Origin of the sequence: Bacteroides mucinivorans (genome assembly GCF_034654355.2) — a bacterium.
GTDB classification, from domain to species: domain Bacteria; phylum Bacteroidota; class Bacteroidia; order Bacteroidales; family Bacteroidaceae; genus Bacteroides; species Bacteroides nordii.
Genome location: NZ_CP178179.1, coordinates 1,519,397 through 1,538,357, shown reverse-complemented (window position 1 = coordinate 1,538,357; position 18,961 = coordinate 1,519,397). Strand labels below are relative to the sequence as shown.

General features: G+C 43.3%; 10 protein-coding genes, 2 tRNA genes and 3 rRNA genes. 3 read left to right on the top strand and 12 right to left on the bottom strand.

Translation table 11 applies throughout. From position 1 onward, the window contains the following. Positions 1-44 precede the first annotated feature (44 nt). On the top strand, positions 45-1,850 hold the full coding sequence (recQ, locus tag VCM39_RS05335) for a DNA helicase RecQ (RefSeq protein ID WP_221651482.1): 1,806 nt from the start codon (positions 45-47) through the stop codon (positions 1,848-1,850). A gap of 10 nt (positions 1,851-1,860) precedes the next feature. On the opposite strand, the gene VCM39_RS05330 is transcribed toward recQ, so the two are convergent. Together VCM39_RS05330 and cysK are read right to left on the bottom strand one after the other, a co-directional pair. Beyond that, positions 1,861-2,679 carry a tetratricopeptide repeat protein gene (locus VCM39_RS05330; RefSeq protein ID WP_322933254.1) on the bottom strand — a complete coding sequence of 273 codons (819 nt, stop codon included), beginning with the start codon at positions 2,677-2,679 and terminating at the stop codon, positions 1,861-1,863. A gap of 117 nt (positions 2,680-2,796) precedes the next feature. Then, positions 2,797-3,747: a cysteine synthase A gene (cysK, locus tag VCM39_RS05325; protein WP_221651483.1), complete on the bottom strand. Its 951-nt coding sequence runs from the start codon at positions 3,745-3,747 to the stop codon at positions 2,797-2,799. Positions 3,748-3,835: 88 nt separating this feature from the next. Between cysK and VCM39_RS05320 the strand changes: the two genes are divergently transcribed. Further along, the gene (locus VCM39_RS05320) at positions 3,836-5,668 is read left to right on the top strand and encodes an LTA synthase family protein (RefSeq protein WP_322933253.1); all 1,833 of its coding nucleotides are present in this window, start codon (positions 3,836-3,838) and stop codon (positions 5,666-5,668) included. A 51-nt stretch (positions 5,669-5,719) separates the two neighbouring features. Continuing rightward, on the top strand, positions 5,720-6,385 hold the full coding sequence (locus tag VCM39_RS05315; protein ID WP_322933252.1) for a phosphatase PAP2 family protein: 666 nt from the start codon (positions 5,720-5,722) through the stop codon (positions 6,383-6,385). Positions 6,386-6,785: 400 nt separating this feature from the next. Here VCM39_RS05315 and leuB read toward each other — a convergent pair whose 3' ends face one another. The 10 genes from leuB to VCM39_RS05265 all read right to left on the bottom strand — a co-directional run bounded on the left by leuB (position 6,786) and on the right by VCM39_RS05265 (position 18,870). Further along, positions 6,786-7,847: a 3-isopropylmalate dehydrogenase gene (gene leuB, locus VCM39_RS05310; RefSeq protein ID WP_002560888.1), complete on the bottom strand. Its 1,062-nt coding sequence runs from the start codon at positions 7,845-7,847 to the stop codon at positions 6,786-6,788. Between the two features lie 147 nt (positions 7,848-7,994). After that, positions 7,995-9,527 (bottom strand): alpha-isopropylmalate synthase regulatory domain-containing protein, encoded by a 1,533-nt coding sequence (locus VCM39_RS05305; protein ID WP_221651486.1) that lies wholly within the window; start codon positions 9,525-9,527, stop codon positions 7,995-7,997. A 54-nt stretch (positions 9,528-9,581) separates the two neighbouring features. Next, on the bottom strand, positions 9,582-10,172 hold the full coding sequence (gene leuD / locus VCM39_RS05300; RefSeq protein ID WP_221651487.1) for a 3-isopropylmalate dehydratase small subunit: 591 nt from the start codon (positions 10,170-10,172) through the stop codon (positions 9,582-9,584). A gap of 78 nt (positions 10,173-10,250) precedes the next feature. Then, positions 10,251-11,642, bottom strand: a complete 1,392-nt coding sequence (gene leuC / locus VCM39_RS05295) for a 3-isopropylmalate dehydratase large subunit (protein ID WP_221651488.1) — start codon at positions 11,640-11,642, stop codon at positions 10,251-10,253. A 42-nt stretch (positions 11,643-11,684) separates the two neighbouring features. Continuing rightward, entirely contained in the window at positions 11,685-13,181 is a 1,497-nt protein-coding gene (locus tag VCM39_RS05290; RefSeq protein WP_221651489.1) for a 2-isopropylmalate synthase, read from the bottom strand. 528 nt (positions 13,182-13,709) lie between these two features. After that, positions 13,710-13,820, bottom strand: a 5S ribosomal RNA gene (rrf, locus tag VCM39_RS05285). A 79-nt stretch (positions 13,821-13,899) separates the two neighbouring features. Further along, a 23S ribosomal RNA gene (locus VCM39_RS05280) occupies positions 13,900-16,785 on the bottom strand. Between the two features lie 169 nt (positions 16,786-16,954). Beyond that, a tRNA-Ala gene (locus VCM39_RS05275) sits at positions 16,955-17,028 on the bottom strand. A gap of 91 nt (positions 17,029-17,119) precedes the next feature. After that, positions 17,120-17,193 (bottom strand) — tRNA-Ile (locus tag VCM39_RS05270). Between the two features lie 153 nt (positions 17,194-17,346). Further along, a 16S ribosomal RNA gene (locus VCM39_RS05265) occupies positions 17,347-18,870 on the bottom strand. The 16S, 23S and 5S rRNA genes sit together here with 2 tRNA genes alongside, the layout of an rRNA operon. Positions 18,871-18,961 lie beyond the last annotated feature (91 nt).

Below are 18,961 nucleotides of genomic sequence, written 5' to 3'. Positions count from 1 at the left end.
TAAAAGAAAATAGTACCTTTGCAAAAAGTCTCAATATACGAACCATGATCCAAACGCTGAAAACCTACTTTGGTTATGAAAGTTTCCGCCCTTTACAAGAAGAAATTATCCGGAATCTGCTGAACCGGAAAGACGGTCTGGTATTAATGCCCACCGGAGGTGGAAAATCCATCTGCTACCAACTCCCGGCTGTGCTTTGCGAAGGAACTGCTGTAGTTGTGTCACCACTCATATCACTAATGAAAGATCAGGTAGAAGCACTCCGCGCCAACGGAATAGCTGCCGGAGCCTTGAACAGTAGCAATAATGAAACTGAGAATGCCAATCTGCGCCGTGCCTGTATAGAAGGAAAGCTAAAACTCTTATATATATCTCCCGAAAAACTGATCACAGAAGCAGACTACCTGTTACGTGATATGAACCTTTCTCTCTTTGCCATTGACGAAGCACACTGCATTTCACAATGGGGACATGATTTCCGTCCGGAATACGCTCAAATGGGAATATTACACCAGATGTTTCCCCAGATACCCATCATCGCACTGACGGCAACAGCGGATAAAATTACCCGTGAAGATATCATCCGCCAACTACATCTGACCGACCCTAAAGTATTCATTTCTTCTTTCGACCGGCCTAATCTCAGCCTCACTGTAAAGCGTGGTTATCAGCAAAAAGAAAAGAGTAAAGCGATACTGGAATTTATTGACCGCCACGCTGGCGAAAGCGGTATTATCTACTGCATGAGTCGCAGTAAAACGGAAACTGTAGCACAGATGTTACAAAAACACGGAATACACTGTGGAGTCTATCACGCCGGGCTTTCAGCATATCAGCGAGACAATACACAAGACGATTTTATCAATGACCGCATCCAGGTAGTATGTGCCACAATCGCCTTCGGAATGGGTATTGACAAGTCAAATGTCCGTTGGGTGATTCATTATAATCTTCCCAAAAGCATCGAGAGCTTTTATCAGGAAATAGGTCGTGCAGGAAGAGACGGAATGCCAAGCGATACAGTCTTATTCTATTCGTTAGGGGATTTAATTCTACTGACAAAGTTTGCCACCGAAAGTAACCAGCAAACCATCAATCTTGAGAAGCTGCAACGTATGCAGCAATATGCCGAAGCAGACATTTGCCGCAGGCGTATCTTACTAAGTTATTTCGGAGAAAAATCGGAGAAAGATTGTGGTAATTGTGATGTTTGCAGAAACCCTCCGGAACGTTTTGACGGAACTATTATCGTACAAAAAGCATTAAGTGCAATTGCACGTACCGGGCAGCAAATAGGTACAAGCATGTTAATTGACATTTTACGCGGATCTTTCTCTGCTGAATTAACAGAAAAAGGATATGATAAACTAAAAACTTTTGGAGTCGGAAGAGATATTCCGGCACGCGACTGGCAGGATTATTTGTTACAAATGTTGCAAATAGGGTACTTTGAAATTGCATACAATGAAAATAATCACTTAAAAGTTACGGAAATCGGAAATGACGTACTATTTGGACGTCAAAAAGCGAAATTAGTGATTATAAAACGAGACGAAAACGAAAATCGGAAAGGAAAGAAAAAGAAGATAATTATCAATAAAGAACTACCTTTAGAAGCACCTTCTACAGAAAATGAAAACTTGTTTGAAGCCCTGCGAAGAGTTCGTAAACAATTGGCAGACCAGGAAGCAATACCTGCCTATATTGTATTATCAGACAAAGTTTTGCACTTGCTCAGTATTTCCCGCCCCATGACAATTGAAGAGTTTGGAAATATCAGCGGCATCGGTGAGTTCAAGAAGAAGAAATACGGTAAAGAATTTGTAGAAGTAATACGTCAGTTCGGGTAGAGAGCTCTTACTATTTACATTGTTTCAACCTCTCATAGAGATCGGATTGCGGTACTCCAAGTGAAATCGCCTTTTCAAAATCTGTTTTGGCAAGACCTTTTTTCTTTTGAAGCAGATAGATATCCCCCCGAAGTAAATAAGCATCAATCAACGATGGCGATAAGCGGATAGCTTGTTCAAGATCAACAAGAGCCAATTCTACATGTTCCATTTCACGTTCCACATCGGCACGCGCCACATAAAGAGTCGCGTCATCCGGATTCTCAACCAGCAATTTATTGATTACCTCAAGCGCCTCACGAAATTTTCCCTCTTTCTGTTCAAGAGTAGCCAACCCAAGGCGTCCACTATAGCTCTTCGGGGCAATTTCCAGCAAGCGGTCATAATCCGCACGAGCAGCTTTATAATCACGTCTGATCGTATAAATATAGGCACGCATCAACAAAGCTTCCTTATTCACTTTGTCGGCATCAAGAGCCTCACAATAATCCAGATAAGCACGATCCGTCATTCCCTTTTCCATATAAAGAGCGGCACGATCCAGCAAAATAGGCACAGCAGTAGGAGCAATGTTTAGTGCATAAGTATACGACTGAAGTGCATCATCATAACGCCCTAAACGTTTCTGCACTAATCCTAAATTGGAAAAGAGCAAAGCATTATGAGGATTAGAAGGTTCAAGTTTCATGGCCTGAACAAGCAACTCTTCCGCCCGAACAAGGCTATCTTTCTCTATACAATCAATTGCCTGTTCCGACAACTCACTATACGTTTGTGCCGAAAGCGATAAAGAGAAAAAGAGAAGAAAAAGGATAAATATAGATTTCATCTTAAATAGTGGTTAGTGAGTAGTGATAAGTGATTAGTGAATAGTGAGTAGCGATGAGATAGTGAACGGTGAGACCCGCATGGCACTTATCACTAATCACTACTCACTCATCACTATTTATTCAAGCGGATAAGCATCAAATGCAAACAGTTCCGTCGACAAATAGCGTTCACCGGTATCGGGTAACAATGCCACAATCATCTTTCCGGCAAATTCTGGGCGCTCTGCCAGCTTTCGTGCCGCATAAACAGCTGCTCCCGAAGATATTCCTGCTAGCAATCCTTCCGTAGCCGCCAATTCACGCCCGGTACGTATTGCTTCATCATCAGGTACTCCCATTACCTCATCTACAACGGAAGCATCATAAATCTTCGGAATAAAATTAGCGCCAATACCTTGTATCCGATGAGGAGCTGCTTCTCCACCTGCCAACACCGGAGAGGCGGCAGGCTCAACAGCCAGTACATAAACATCCGGATTGTGCTTCTTCAATGCACGGGCCACTCCACATACAGTTCCACCTGTACCTACACCGGCCACAAAAGCAGCTATCTGACCATCTGTATCTTCCCAAATTTCCTCACCTGTAGTACGCTGGTGCACTGCCGCATTAGACTGGTTCTCGAACTGTTGAAGTATCACCGAACCGGAAATAGTAGTTTTCAGCTCCTGTGCTTTTGCAATAGAACCTGCCATTCCTTTCAGACCGTCTGTCAGTACAATCTGTGCTCCCAGAGCTTTTAGCAGATTTCTACGTTCCAGACTCATCGTTTCGGGCATAGTCAATATTAAATGATATCCCTTAATAGTAGCTACCATCGCCAGACCTACACCGGTATTTCCGCTTGTAGGTTCTATTATCGTTGCTCCCGGTTTAAGGATTCCACGCTCTTCAGCATCTTCAATCATCGAAAGTGCTACACGGTCTTTCACACTTCCACCCGGATTGAATGCCTCCAGTTTTGCTACAATATTACCAGCCAAACCTTGTTTTGAACTATAGCCAGACAGTTCCATCAAGGGTGTATGTCCTATCAAACCGATCAGATTCTTTGCTATTTTTTTCATAATTACCACTGTTTTACGTCAGTTAATGCACAAAGATAAAGAAAAGTATAGTACCTTTGCCTGCGTTCAATCTTTTTAAGTATATAGTATGAAAAGAAGACTTATACAATTCGTTACTACCTATTTCCTTTTTGTATTTATATTTATCCTGCAAAAGCCTGTGTTTATGGCTTATTATCACACCTTATATAATAAGGTATCATGGACAGAATGGTTCAGCGTGATGTGGCATGGGCTTCCGCTCGACTTTTCGATGGCAGGATATCTGACTGTAATCCCTGGATTACTGCTGATTGCATCTGCCTGGACTAATTCCAAAAAACTACAACAGATACGCCGCATCTATATCATAATAGTATCCATATTACTCTCCTGCATATTTATAAGCGATCTTGGATTGTATGGTTATTGGGGATTCCGGCTTGACACCACACCGTTGTTCTATTTCTTCTCTTCGCCCAAAGACGCACTGGCCAGTGTCAGTATCTGGGTAGTATTGGGAGGTATATTGGGCATGGTAGTTTACGCAATGCTCCTCTATTTCTTATTATCTTTCATATTGAACAACGCCAAACGCCCCTTGAAGATACCTTTTCGCCGGGTAAGTGTATCCGGCGTTCTGTTATTGGCCACTGCCCTATTGTTTATACCCATACGCGGAGGATTCAGTGTTGCAACCATGAACCTCGGAAAAGTTTTTTTCAGCTCCAATCAAAAACTGAATCACGCAGCCATCAATCCTTGTTTTAGCTTGATGGACTCTTTCTCCCGGCAAATTGCTTTTGATAAACAATATCGTTTTCTGCCAGCCGAAGAAGCAGACCACCTGTTCGCAGAACTGACAGATAAACCTGTTACAGATTCGATCCCGCAATTATTTAACACCGAACATCCCAATATCATCATGATAGTGCTCGAGAGCTTCTCTTCTCACTTAATGGAAACTCTCGGTGGAGAGCCGGGTATAGCAGTCAACATGGACAAGTTTGCCAATGAAGGAGTTTTGTTCACCCATTTCTATGCCAATAGCTTCCGCACCGACCGGGGACTGGTATCCATTATCAGTGGCTATCCGGCGCAGCCTACCACCAGTATCATGAAGTATACACGCAAAACACAAAGTCTGCCCTCTATTCCTGCCAGTCTGAAAAAAGCAGGATACGACCTGCAATATTATTACGGGGGAGATGCCGACTTCACCAATATGCGTTCATTCCTTGTTTCTACTGGTATTGAAGATATTATCTCCGAAGATGATTTTCCTGTATCCGAACGTCTCAGTAAATGGGGTGCCCATGACCACATCGTATTCAACCGGATGATAACCGATCTGAAAACCAAACCACAAAAAGAGCCGTTCTTCAAAATATTGCAAACATCCAGTAGCCACGAACCATTTGAAGTGCCTTACAGCAAGCTATCCAATGCCAGACTGAACGCATTTGCCTATACGGATAGTTGTACCGGAGATTTCGTTCGTCAGCTCAAAGAAACTCCGCTTTGGAAGAATACCGTAGTAATTCTTGTACCAGATCATTTGGGAGTCTATCCGGAGGATATTAACAACCTCTCACCTGCCCGCTACACTATTCCGTTAATCCTCACCGGAGGTGCAGTCAAGGAACCCAGACAAATAACGACTTACGGTTCTCAGATAGATATCGCTGCTACTTTATTGGCACAATTAGGATTACCACACGACGAATTCACTTTCAGCAAGAACATGTTGAACCCAGGTTCTCCTCATTTTGCATTCTTCACATTCCCAAATGCATTCGGAATGGTAACGCCCGATAACGCAGTTGTATTTGATTGCGAATCAAACTCTGTTGTACTGGATGAAGGTACCCACAAAGGTGAAAATCTGGATAAGGGAAAAACATACTTACAAAAGCTATATGATGACATTGCAAAAAGATAAGTTGTTCTATTCTCCCCTACCGACTCTAAATTTGAATTAATATTAAACAATATGACATACGGACTATTACAATCACTTGTTGAAGCAGACCAGAATTTATTACTTTATCTTAATGAATTTCACAATACATTCGGAGATTATTTCATGCCCGTTTTCACCGGAAAGTGGATATGGGTACCCATGTACGCAAGTATACTATATGTATTACTTAAAAATTTCAACTGGAAAGTCGTTCTATTCTGCCTCATAGGCATCGCGCTGACTATCACTTTCGCCGATCAGGTTTGTGCAACCGTCATTCGTCCCATCGTAGAACGTCCCCGCCCTTCTAACCCTGCCAGTCCCATTGCAGACCTCGTACATATCGTCAACGGAAGACGTGGAGGTGGCTTCGGTTTTCCCTCTTGCCATGCTTCCAACTCTTTTGGTTTAGCGTTCTTTCTGGTGTTCCTGTTCCGCAAACGCTGGCTCAGCATTTTCATTTGTACATGGGCAGCCGTTAATTGCTACACGCGCATCTATCTGGGATTGCATTATCCGGGAGATTTAGTGGTAGGAATGTTAGTAGGATTAGGTGGAGCTATGTTGATGTACTATCTGCTCACAAGAGTTACCAAAGAAGATTTCAGAAAAGCACGTCAAACACAAGTTATCATTTATACAGGATTACTTACGGTGATAGGTATACTGATCTACTCGACTATACAAGTGATATAATAAGAGACAGAAAAAAGAGGTAGACAGAGTTTCTGTCAAGAGCAGATTTATTGATTCTTAACGAAACAAGCTCAGTTTTTCGTCTTGCCGTATGTTGCATCGCAACACAATGGCATTTGCATCGCAACATAGTATGTAATCTAACGCAACACGGCATGTGATTCACCGTAACATACCTTCTTATTTTGGCTAATATACCTTCTGACCGGTAATAAATACCCTATTCAGAAGCTTTATATAGGATATAGACACAAAAAAGGAGAAAGCGATAAACTTTCTCCTTCAAGTGTAATCTAACTGAATATATTTTATGATTACAGTGGTAAAGATACAATTTTCAAAGGCTAAAGTCAAGCTTTAGGCCCTTTTTATTTTTGTATCGAAGTTCTTTTACTGATCATCAGCTCTTCTTAATATAATCAACCACCCATTTACCAACTTCTTTGGTTCCATACTTTTCACCACCTTCTACCTGAATCTCCGGAGTACGTACCTTTTCGTCCAGTGATGCATCTACTGCTTTGCGAATCAACGCTCCTTCTTCTTTACAGTCAAAATACTCAAACAGCATAGCTACCGACAGAATTTGCGCCAGCGGATTAGCAATATTCAATCCCTTTGCCTGCGGCCACGAACCATGAATAGGCTCAAATACCGGAGTACTTTCGCCGGTTGAAGCAGAAGGGAGCAATCCCATAGAACCACTTATAACCGAACCTTCATCCGTGAGGATATCGCCAAAAGTATTTTCAGTCACCATCACATCAAAGAACTTCGGCTCCTGAATCATTTTCATTGCTGCATTATCCACAAACATATAGTCAGTGGTTACCTCAGGATAAGCAGGTGCCATCTCCTGTGCTATCTGACGCCATAAACGACTGGATGCAAGAACATTCGCCTTATCTACCACCGTAAGATGCTTGCGGCGTTTCATTGCATACTCAAAAGCAACCTTCAGTATACGCTCTATCTCCGGACGAGTATACATATTCGTATCATAGGCTTTGTCATTATCCTGATACTTCTCACCAAAATACATACCTCCTGTCAGCTCACGAATACAAAGGAAATCAGCTCCTTCTACCAGTTCTGCACGAAGAGGAGACTTATGAACCAGGCATTTAAAAGTCTGTACCGGACGGATATTGGCAAAAAGTCCCAGCTTCTTACGCATAGCCAACAGTCCCTGCTCCGGACGAACTTTAGCTGTAGGATCATTATCAAACTTCGGATCACCTACGGCTGAAAAAAGTACAGCGTCTGCTTCCTTACATACCCGATAAGTTTCTTCCGGAAAGGGATCCCCCACTTTATCGATTGCATCTGCGCCACAAATGGCGTATTCGTAATTTACTTTATGTCCGAACTTCTCGCAAACGGCACTCATTACCTCTACCCCTTGTACAGAGATTTCGGGCCCAATACCGTCACCTGCTAATACTGCAATTTTAAAATCCATGTTAATTAATGATTTAACGATTAGTGATTAGTGATTAGTGATCAATGATTAGTGATAAGTGATTAGTGATTAGTACCATTTGGTATGATAGCGCAGCCTGCTAATCACTTATCACTTCTCACTAATCACTAAAATTAATCACTATTATTAATATTCTTCTATTATATTCAACATCTTAATAGTCGCCTTGATAGCCGCTTCTGTCTGGTCGGCATCCAAACCACGGGTACGAAACACTTTCTCACCAAAACTCCAGGTGATAACAGTCTGTACAAAAGCGTCAGTACGCCCACCGGGAGGAATACTTACTGCATAATTGATCAGCATTGGGAATTTCCGTCCCAGCGTCACCTTATAGATTTTGCGTAAAGCACGCACAAAGGCATCATACTGACCATCACCCGACGAACTTTCCTCATGAATCTGCCCGTCTATCTCAACACTCAACGTAGCCATCGGTTTTAACCCATGCGCCAGCGTCACAAAATAGCTTTTCAGTTTTACTTTATTATTCATACCGTCGTGTTTCAAGACATCAGAGATGATATATGGAAGATCTTCCTGTGTGACAAGTTCTTTCTTGTCTCCTAATTCGATGATGCGCTCAGTCACTTTCCGCATAGACTCTTCATCCAACTCTAAGCCAAGACTTTCAAGATTTTTACGGATATTCGCTTTACCCGAAGTCTTTCCGAGAGCATACTCACGGATCCGGCCAAATCGTTCGGGCAAAAGATCATTACAATAAAGATTACTCTTATTATCTCCGTCAGCATGTACCCCGGCCACCTGCGTAAATACATTTTCACCTACAATCGGTTTATTGGCAGGTATCACAATACCCGAATAAGATTCTACTACCCGACTTACATCGTTTAAACGACTTTCATCGATATTGGTAATAGCATTAAAATGATCTTTCAAGATAGCCTGCACACTTGCCAAAGGTGCATTACCTGCACGTTCACCCAATCCATTAATTGTTGTATGAAGTCCTTTAACTCCACTTAGTACAGCTGCAAGTACATTGCTCACTGCCAGATCATAGTCGTTATGCGCATGAAAATCAAAGTGTGTATCAGGGTAGCGCTTCTTCATCTTCCGCATAAATTCAATGACTTGCAACGGATTCAATACCCCCAATGTATCAGGCAGCATAAAACGCTTAATACTTGTCTCTTTCAATGCATCGACAATCTGAAATACATATTCGGGTGAATCCTTCATACCATTGCTCCAATCTTCCAGATATACATTGACTTCAATATCCAGTTCATTGGCATAATTCACTACAGCAAGTATATCTTCGATATGTTCCTCCGGTGTCTTTTTCAACTGATACATACAGTGTTTCAAAGATCCCTTACACAACAAATTGATAACGCGGCATCCGGTAGCATGTATCCAATCCAGTGAAGTACGACCGTCAACGAAACCCAGCACCTCCACTTTCTGTAACAGATTTCTCCGCGCTGCCCAGTCGCAAATCATCTTTACCGCATCGAATTCTCCTTCAGACACACGTGCCGAAGCTATTTCTACACGGTCCACCTTCAGCTCTTCCAACAGCAGTCGGGCAATCATTAGTTTTTCATGAGGCACAAAAGATACTCCACTGGTTTGTTCACCATCGCGGAGAGTAGTGTCCATGATTTCTATTTTGGGATGATTATTTTTCATCGTTATTTAATATTGTTGTTATCATTTTTATGGCACACGGACAACGGAATTAATTCATTTTCTTTCCCACGCCTCTATCTTATCCTTATTCGTCAACAAAAAATCAATATCGTCCAATCCATTCATCAGACAATGTTTTTTATATGCATTAATCTCGAAGTGTTCACTCTTTCCGGTAGCTTTATTAGTAATAGTCTGTTCCGGCAAATTTACTTCCACCTCTGTTTTAGGATTTTTAAAGATAGAATCAAACAATTCCGCCAGAAACTCCTCTGTCACCACTACAGGCAATACAAAATTATTCAACTCATTATTCTTATGAATATCAGCAAAGAAGCTACTTACCACTACACGGAAGCCATATCCGGCTATTGCCCATGCAGCATGTTCGCGGCTAGAGCCCGAACCAAAGTTCTTTCCTGCTACCAATATCTGCCCTCCATAAATAGGATTGTTCAACACAAAGTCTTTATTTAATGAACCATCCGGATGGTAGCGCCAGTCACGGAAGAGATTATCGCCAAAAAACTTTTCTTCACGGGTAGTAGCTTTCAGAAAACGTGCCGGAATAATCTGGTCTGTATCCACATTTTCTAAAGGAAGAGGTACACATGTACTTGTTATGATATTGAATTTTGCTTTCATCTGTTTATTTACAATTTATTTCCTACGGTCATAAATATTATTTAATCTTTATCACATAGGTACGTTTACGATTTACAATTAAAGTTCTCTCGGATCTGTTATCACTCCTGTCACAGCTGCCGCAGCAGCTACGAGAGGACTTGCCAGCAACGTACGCGCTCCCGGTCCCTGACGTCCTTCAAAATTCCGGTTACTTGTAGAAACTGAATACTTACCAGCAGGAACCTTATCATCATTCATTGCCAGACAAGCTGAACATCCCGGCTGACGGATCGCAAATCCGGCTTCTTCCAATATTTTATCCAATCCTTCTTCCCGAATTTGTGCATCTACCATCCAAGACCCTGGTACCAGCCATGCTATTACATGTTCCGCCTTTTTCCTGCCCTTTACCAGAGAAGCAAATGCACGGAAGTCCTCAATACGTCCATTGGTACATGCACCTAAGAATACATAATCAATCTTCTTACCCAGTAACGGTTCACCCGGTTTAAATCCCATATAATCCAAAGATTTAATAAAAGAAGTTTTAGTCGTTTCATTCATTCCTTCCGTAGTCGGAATAGACTGTGTGATACCCATACCCATACCGGGATTTGTCCCATAAGTGATCATCGGCTCTATATCGGCTGCATCAAAACGTACTTCTTTATCAAAAACAGCATCAGCATCACTTTTCAGTGTTTTCCAGTACTCCATTGCTTTGTCCCATTCTTCTCCTTTCGGAGCATTTTCACGTCCTTTGATATATTCAAAGGTCACTTCATCCGGAGCTACCATACCGCCACGTGCTCCCATCTCAATAGAGAGATTACACAACGTCAGTCGGCCTTCCATACTCAAACTGCGAACGGCTTCACCTGCATATTCTACAAAATATCCGGTAGCACCACTGGTTGTCATTTTAGACATCATATAGAGTGCAATATCTTTCGCAGTCACTCCCTTGCCTAATTTTCCATCCACAGTAATACGCATCGTCTTGGGACGAGACTGCAATACACATTGCGAAGCAAGTACCATCTCTACCTCACTTGTTCCGATACCAAAAGCAATCGCTCCCATCGCACCATGGGTAGAAGTGTGTGAATCACCGCAAACAATAGTCATTCCAGGTAAAGTTAATCCACGTTCGGGACCCACTACGTGGATAATACCGTTCCTTTTATCCATCATACCGAAGTGAGTTAACCCGAAATCTTTCGCATTCTTCGTCAAAGTATCCACTTGTGTTTTTGATATCGGATCTTCAATGGGTTTGTCCTGATCATGCGTCGGTGTATTATGATCGGGCATGCAATATATTTTTTCCGGACGGAAACATTTTATTCCACGTTCACGCAGTCCGGCAAAAGCCTGCGGACTCGTTACTTCATGACAGTACAGTCTGTCGATATAGAGCTGAGTGGGACCATCTTCTACTGTGGTAACCACATGTGCATCCCAGATTTTATCAAATAATGTATTCATCTGTTTATTTACTATTTAGCGATTTACAATTTACGATTGAAATTACTTGGTGAATTTGTTAATACAGTCAATATAAGCTTCTACTGAAGCGGCAATAATATCCGTATTTGCTCCAAATCCGTAATACATCTGATTATCATATTCTACCTGCATATGCACTTTACCTACATCATCGCTACCTTTGCTAATGGCTTGAATAGTAAATTCTTTCAGTGTCATATGACGATCTATAATTCGTTTCAATGCTTTGATAGCTGCATCAACAGGACCATTACCACTAGCAGCTGCCTCAAATTTCTCTCCGGAAATGTTCAGACCCAGACTGGCAACCGATCGTACACCTACCCCACTTGTCACCTGAAGATATTCCAGTTTAATACGGTGATTCTCACTACGATCTGCCCCTGCCAATACTAGAATATCATCATCATGAATATCTTTCTTACGGTCAGCAAGTTTCAAAAATTCCTCATATACCTTATCCAATTTTTCCTGATCAAGCGTCACACCCAACATAGAAAGACGATTTTTCAAAGCAGCGCGTCCACTGCGTGCAGTCAATACGATGGAGTTATCATCAATACCCACATCCTTAGGATCAATAATTTCATAGGTTTGTACATTCTTCAGTACGCCATCCTGATGTATTCCCGACGAATGTGCAAAAGCATTACGTCCCACGATAGCCTTATTAGGTTGTACCGGCATATTCATCAAACTAGATACCATGCGGCTGGTGGGATATATTTTCTGTGTACTAATGTTGGTTTCTATCTCGATTTCATGATGGCTTTTGATAATCATTGCTATTTCTTCAAGTGCCGTATTACCTGCACGTTCGCCAATACCATTAATGGTCACCTCTACCTGGCGTGCACCATTCAGCACCCCAGCCATTGTATTAGCAGTAGCCATACCTAAATCATTATGACAGTGTGTAGAGATTATTGCATTTTCAATGCCAGAAACATGATCTACCAGATATTTAATTTTCGCTCCATATTCCGAAGGAAGGCAATATCCTGTTGTATCAGGAATATTCACTACAGTAGCACCAGCTTTAATAACCGCTTCTACCACCCGTGCCAGATATTCATTATCCGTACGTCCTGCATCTTCTGCATAGAACTCCACATCGTCTACAAAACGACGCGCATATTTAACAGCAGCTACTGCACGTTCGATTATTTCTTCACGGTTAGAATTGAATTTATATTTAATATGTGAATCAGATGTACCAATTCCCGTATGAATGCGTTTACGCTTAGCAAATTTCAATGCATCTACTGCTACATCAATATCTTTCTGAACCGCACGTGTCAACGCACAAATCGTAGGCCATGTCACGGCTTTAGATATTTCAATTACCGAATTAAAATCCCCTGGACTGGAAATAGGGAATCCGGCTTCAATCACATCTACTCCCAGTGTCTCCAGTGCTTTCGCTACCTGAATCTTTTCCACTGTATTCAATTGACATCCCGGAACCTGTTCACCATCACGGAGGGTGGTGTCGAAAATAAATAATCTGTCACTCATCTTTTATTGTTTTTAATCTGATTATACACTATTAAAAAAGCCTTTCGCACCAGGAAGTGAGAAAGGCTTTCGTATATTTTCATTATACACATTTACGCGCAACACTCACTTCCCCCGACCTTTGCCAGCAGAATAATAATACCACACAGTAGAATATGTATAAATGATTGATTCATCTTAGTTATCTCTTTTGTTATTTAACGGTGCAAAGGTAGAGATTATTTCTTTCCCACCAAATAAAACGTTACTTTTTTATTCAAAAAAATATCATTCTATAAGATATAGGCAGTTTTAACAACAAATATATAACAGAAAATCAGAAATAAAGCGTAAATCACACAAATCATTCTTTCACCACAGAGTTTCACAGAGGAACACAGAGTATTAATTATCCTGCATAAACAGAATAAATAAGAATACGACTTATTCCTCTGTGAAACTCTGTGTTCCTCTGTGAAACTCTGTGGTGAATACCAATAACGAAAAATCCCCCTTCCATCAATCATCTTGACGAAAGGGGGATTCAAAAAACGGCGACTACCTACTCTCCCACTGTTACGCAGTACCATCGGCGTGATCAGGCTTAACTTCTCTGTTCGGAATGGGAAGAGGTGGAACCCTGATGCTATAGTCACCTAAAGAAGGTAGACATGTGTACAAAAAGTAATTCAGTACTAAACGAACTAAACGTATATATAAACCATACAGACAGGCAAGAAAAAAAAAGTCAACGGGCAATTAGTAAGGCTCGGCTATGATATTACTACCTTTACACCTGCCTCCTATCAACGTCATCGTCTTTGACGACCCTAAGAAATCTAATCTTGTGGCTGGCTTCGTACTTAGATGCTTTCAGCACTTATCCAATCCCGACTTAGATACCCAGCAATGCACCTGGCGGCACAACTGGTAAACCAGCGGTCAGTCCAACACGGTCCTCTCGTACTAGTGTCAGAGCCACGCAAATTTCATACGCCCACGATAGATAGAGACCGAACTGTCTCACGACGTTCTGAACCCAGCTCGCGTGCCACTTTAATGGGCGAACAGCCCAACCCTTGGGACCTTCTCCAGCCCCAGGATGTGACGAGCCGACATCGAGGTGCCAAACCCCTCCGTCGATATGAGCTCTTGGGAGGGATCAGCCTGTTATCCCCGGAGTACCTTTTATCCTTTGAGCGATGTCCCTTCCATACGGAAACACCGGATCACTATGCTCTAGTTTCCTACCTGATCGACTTGTAAGTCTCCCAGTCAAGCGCCCTTATGCCATTACACTCTGCCGCCGGTTACCAATCGGCGTGAGGGCACCTTTAGAAGCCTCCGTTACACTTTTGGAGGCGACCACCCCAGTCAAACTACCCACCAAACAGTGTCCTCGCATTAGCGAGTTAGAACTCAAATAATCAAAGGGCCGTATTTCAACAGCGACTCCACAAACACTGGCGTGCCTGCTTCAAAGTCTCCGGCCTATCCTACACATCAATTACCCAAATTCAATGTTAAGCTATAGTAAAGGTTCACGGGGTCTTTTCGTCCCATCGCGGGTAATCGGCATCTTCACCGATACTACAATTTCACTGAGCTCACGGTTGAGACAGTGTCCAGATCATTACACCATTCGTGCAGGTCGGAACTTACCCGACAAGGAATTTCGCTACCTTAGGACCGTTATAGTTACGGCCGCCGTTTACTGGGGCTTCAATTCAATGCTTCTCTTGCGATGACATCTCCTCTTAACCTTCCAGCACCGGGCAGGTGTCAGGCTGTATACGTGATCTTTCAATTTTGCACAGCCCTGTGTTTTTGTTAAACAGTTGCCTGGACCTATTCTCTGCGCCCCGCCATCACTGACGGGGACCCTTTATCCCGAAGTTACAGGGTCAATTTGCCTAGTTCCTTAACCGTGATTCACTCAAGCGCCTTAGTATATTCAACCCGACTACGTGTGTCCGTTTACGGTACGGGTACCTTTAAGATTAAGTTTAGCGGATTTTCTTGGGAGTATGTTTACACGCACTATTGGATTGTTCAGAAGAACGCTCCATACTATCAGGTTCGACTCTTGCGGTGGATTTGCCTGCCACAATCAACATCTACACCCTTCAACGAACTATTCCGTCAGTTCGCGGCGCTGTCACGCCTCCGTCTCCACGTCACTCTTAAAGGTAGTACAGGAATATTAACCTGTTCTGCCATCGGCATCACCGTTCGGCTGAGCCTTAGGACCCGACTAACCCTGATCCGATTAGCGTTGATCAGGAAACCTTAGTCTTTCGGCGAGGGGGTTTCTCACCCCCTTTATCGTTACTTATACCTACATTTGCTTTTCCACACGCTCCAGCATACCTGACGGTACACCTTCAACGCAGAGTGGAATGCTCCCCTACCGATCATTACTGATCCCATAGCTTCGGTAAAACACTTAATGCCCGATTATTATCCACGCCAAACTCCTCGACTAGTGAGCTGTTACGCACTCTTTAAATGAATGGCTGCTTCCAAGCCAACATCCTAGCTGTCTTAGCAATCTGACTTCGTTAGTTCAACTTAGTGTTTATTTGGGGACCTTAGCTGATGGTCTGGATTCTTCTCCTCTCGGACATGGACCTTAGCACCCATGCCCTCACTCCTGTGATAGAACTAATGCGCATTCGGAGTTTATCAAGACTTGATAGGCGGTGAAGCCCTCGCATCTTATCAGTCGCTCTACCTCACATTAGTAACTCACAAGGCTGCACCTAAATGCATTTCGGGGAGTACGAGCTATCTCCAAGTTTGATTAGCCTTTCACCCCCACCCTCAGGTCATCCGGAAGCTTTTCAACGCTTATCGGTTCGGTCCTCCAGTTAGTGTTACCTAACCTTCAACCTGCCCAAGGGTAGATCACTTGGTTTCGCGTCTACTCCTTCCGACTATGGCGCCCTGTTCAGACTCGCTTTCGCTTCGGCTGCACGTCTTGAGACGCTTAACCTTGCCGGAAAAAGTAACTCGTAGGTTCATTATGCAAAAGGCACGCCGTCACAGCTAAAGCTGCTCCGACCGCTTGTAGGCGCACGGTTTCAGGGACTATTTCACTCTTCTATTCGAAGTGCTTTTCACCTTTCCTTCACAGTACTGGTTCGCTATCGGTCTCTCGGGAGTATTTAGCCTTACCGGATGGTCCCGGCAGATTCACGCAGAATTCCTCGTGCTCCGCGCTACTCAGGATACCACTAGGGTTCAGATGGCTTCGTGTACCGGGTTATCACCGTCTATGACTGAACTTTCCAGATCATTCCACTCACCAACTTTCGTCCCACAACGTGGTCCTACAACCCCAATTATGCCGTAACATAATTGGTTTGGGCTATTCCCCGTTCGCTCGCCACTACTAGGGGAATCATTTTTTATTTTCTTTTCCTGCAGGTACTAAGATGTTTCAGTTCCCTGCGTTAGCCTACTGCAGTGCAGTATAATCGGTCTTCAACCAATTGGGTTGTCCCATTCGGAAATCCACGGATCAAAGGTCATTTGCACCTACCCGTAGCTTATCGCAGCTTATCACGTCCTTCATCGCCTCCGAGAGCCAAGGCATCCGCCATGCGCCCTTTCTTACTTTCTTTCTCTTGCCTTATACTGTCAAAACAACAGCGTACGGTTCGATATATACTTTTAGCTCTTTACTAAATTTACTTTTTTTATGTACAACATGTCAAAGATCGTGTGATCATTTACGATTGGACGATTTACAATTTACAATTGAAATTACAAACCACTAATCAAGATCGGAGTGGAGAATAACGGATTCGAACCGTTGACCCTCTGCGTGCAAGGCAGATGCTCTAGCCAGCTGAGCTAATCCCCCTTCGAAGAATTGAGAAGAAAGAAGCGAGAAGAACTAAATCAAGACGATTTATCATTTTCAACTTTCAACTTTCCATTTTCAATTCGAGAAGTAGTCCCAGGCAGAGTTGAACTGCCGACCTCTACATTATCAGTGTAGCGCTCTAACCAACTGAGCTATAGGACTAGTTCAAACTGAGCCTATTATTAGACCCGGCTTCTGTTTTCTCTTGTTTATCTCTATCTATACTTCTATAGATGGTTGATCTATATTCTATAAATAAACAAGTACCAGTAGTACTATTAGAACCATAAAGTCATGATTACGGCATCACTCCAGAAAGGAGGTGTTCCAGCCGCACCTTCCGGTACGGCTACCTTGTTACGACTTAGCCCCAGTCACCAGTTTTACCCTAGGACGCTCCTTGCGGTTACGTACTTCAGGTACCCCCGGCTCCCATGGCTTGACGGGCGGTGTGTACAAGGCCCGGGAACGTATTCACCGCGCCGTGGCTGATGCGCGATTACTAGCGAATCCAGCTTCACGAAGTCGGGTTGCAGACTTCGATCCGAACTGAGAGAGGCTTTTGGGATTAGCATCACGTCGCCGTGTAGCTGCCTTCTGTACCCCCCATTGTAACACGTGTGTAGCCCCGGACGTAAGGGCCGTGCTGATTTGACGTCATCCCCACCTTCCTCACATCTTACGACGGCAGTCTCTCTAGAGTCCTCAGCATGACCTGTTAGTAACTAAAGATAAGGGTTGCGCTCGTTATGGCACTTAAGCCGACACCTCACGGCACGAGCTGACGACAACCATGCAGCACCTTCACATTTGCCTTGCGGCTAATCTGTTTCCAAATTATTCAAATGCAATTTAAGCCCGGGTAAGGTTCCTCGCGTATCATCGAATTAAACCACATGTTCCTCCGCTTGTGCGGGCCCCCGTCAATTCCTTTGAGTTTCACCGTTGCCGGCGTACTCCCCAGGTGGAATACTTAATGCTTTCGCTTGGCCGCTTGCTGTATATCGCAAACAGCGAGTATTCATCGTTTACTGTGTGGACTACCAGGGTATCTAATCCTGTTTGATACCCACACTTTCGAGCCTCAGTGTCAGTTAACAGTCCAGTGAGCTGCCTTCGCAATCGGAGTTCTTCGTGATATCTAAGCATTTCACCGCTACACCACGAATTCCGCCCACCTCTACTGTACTCAAGACACACAGTATCAACTGCAATTTTACGGTTGAGCCGCAAACTTTCACAACTGACTTACATGTCCACCTACGCTCCCTTTAAACCCAATAAATCCGGATAACGCTCGGATCCTCCGTATTACCGCGGCTGCTGGCACGGAGTTAGCCGATCCTTATTCATAAGGTACATACAAAAAGCCACACGTGGCTCACTTTATTCCCATATAAAAGAAGTTTACAACCCATAGGGCAGTCATCCTTCACGCTACTTGGCTGGTTCAGGCTCTCGCCCATTGACCAATATTCCTCACTGCTGCCTCCCGTAGGAGTTTGGACCGTGTCTCAGTTCCAATGTGGGGGACCTTCCTCTCAGAACCCCTATCCATCGAAGGTTTGGTGGGCCGTTACCCCGCCAACTGCCTAATGGAACGCATCCCCATCTTTTACCGAAATTCTTTAATAATAATCCCATGCGGAAATATTATGCCATCGGGTATTAATCTTTCTTTCGAAAGCCTATCCCCGAGTAAAAGGCAGGTTGGATACGTGTTACTCACCCGTGCGCCGGTCGCCAGCAATGTATTGCTACATCCTGATGCCCCTCGACTTGCATGTGTTAAGCCTGTAGCTAGCGTTCATCCTGAGCCAGGATCAAACTCTTCATTGTAAAAGTTATTTTGATTTACTATCAGACAATTGACAATTTACGATTGAAACTGTCAAAAGGCAATAGTAAAGTCGTTGCTCTGTTCAGGATA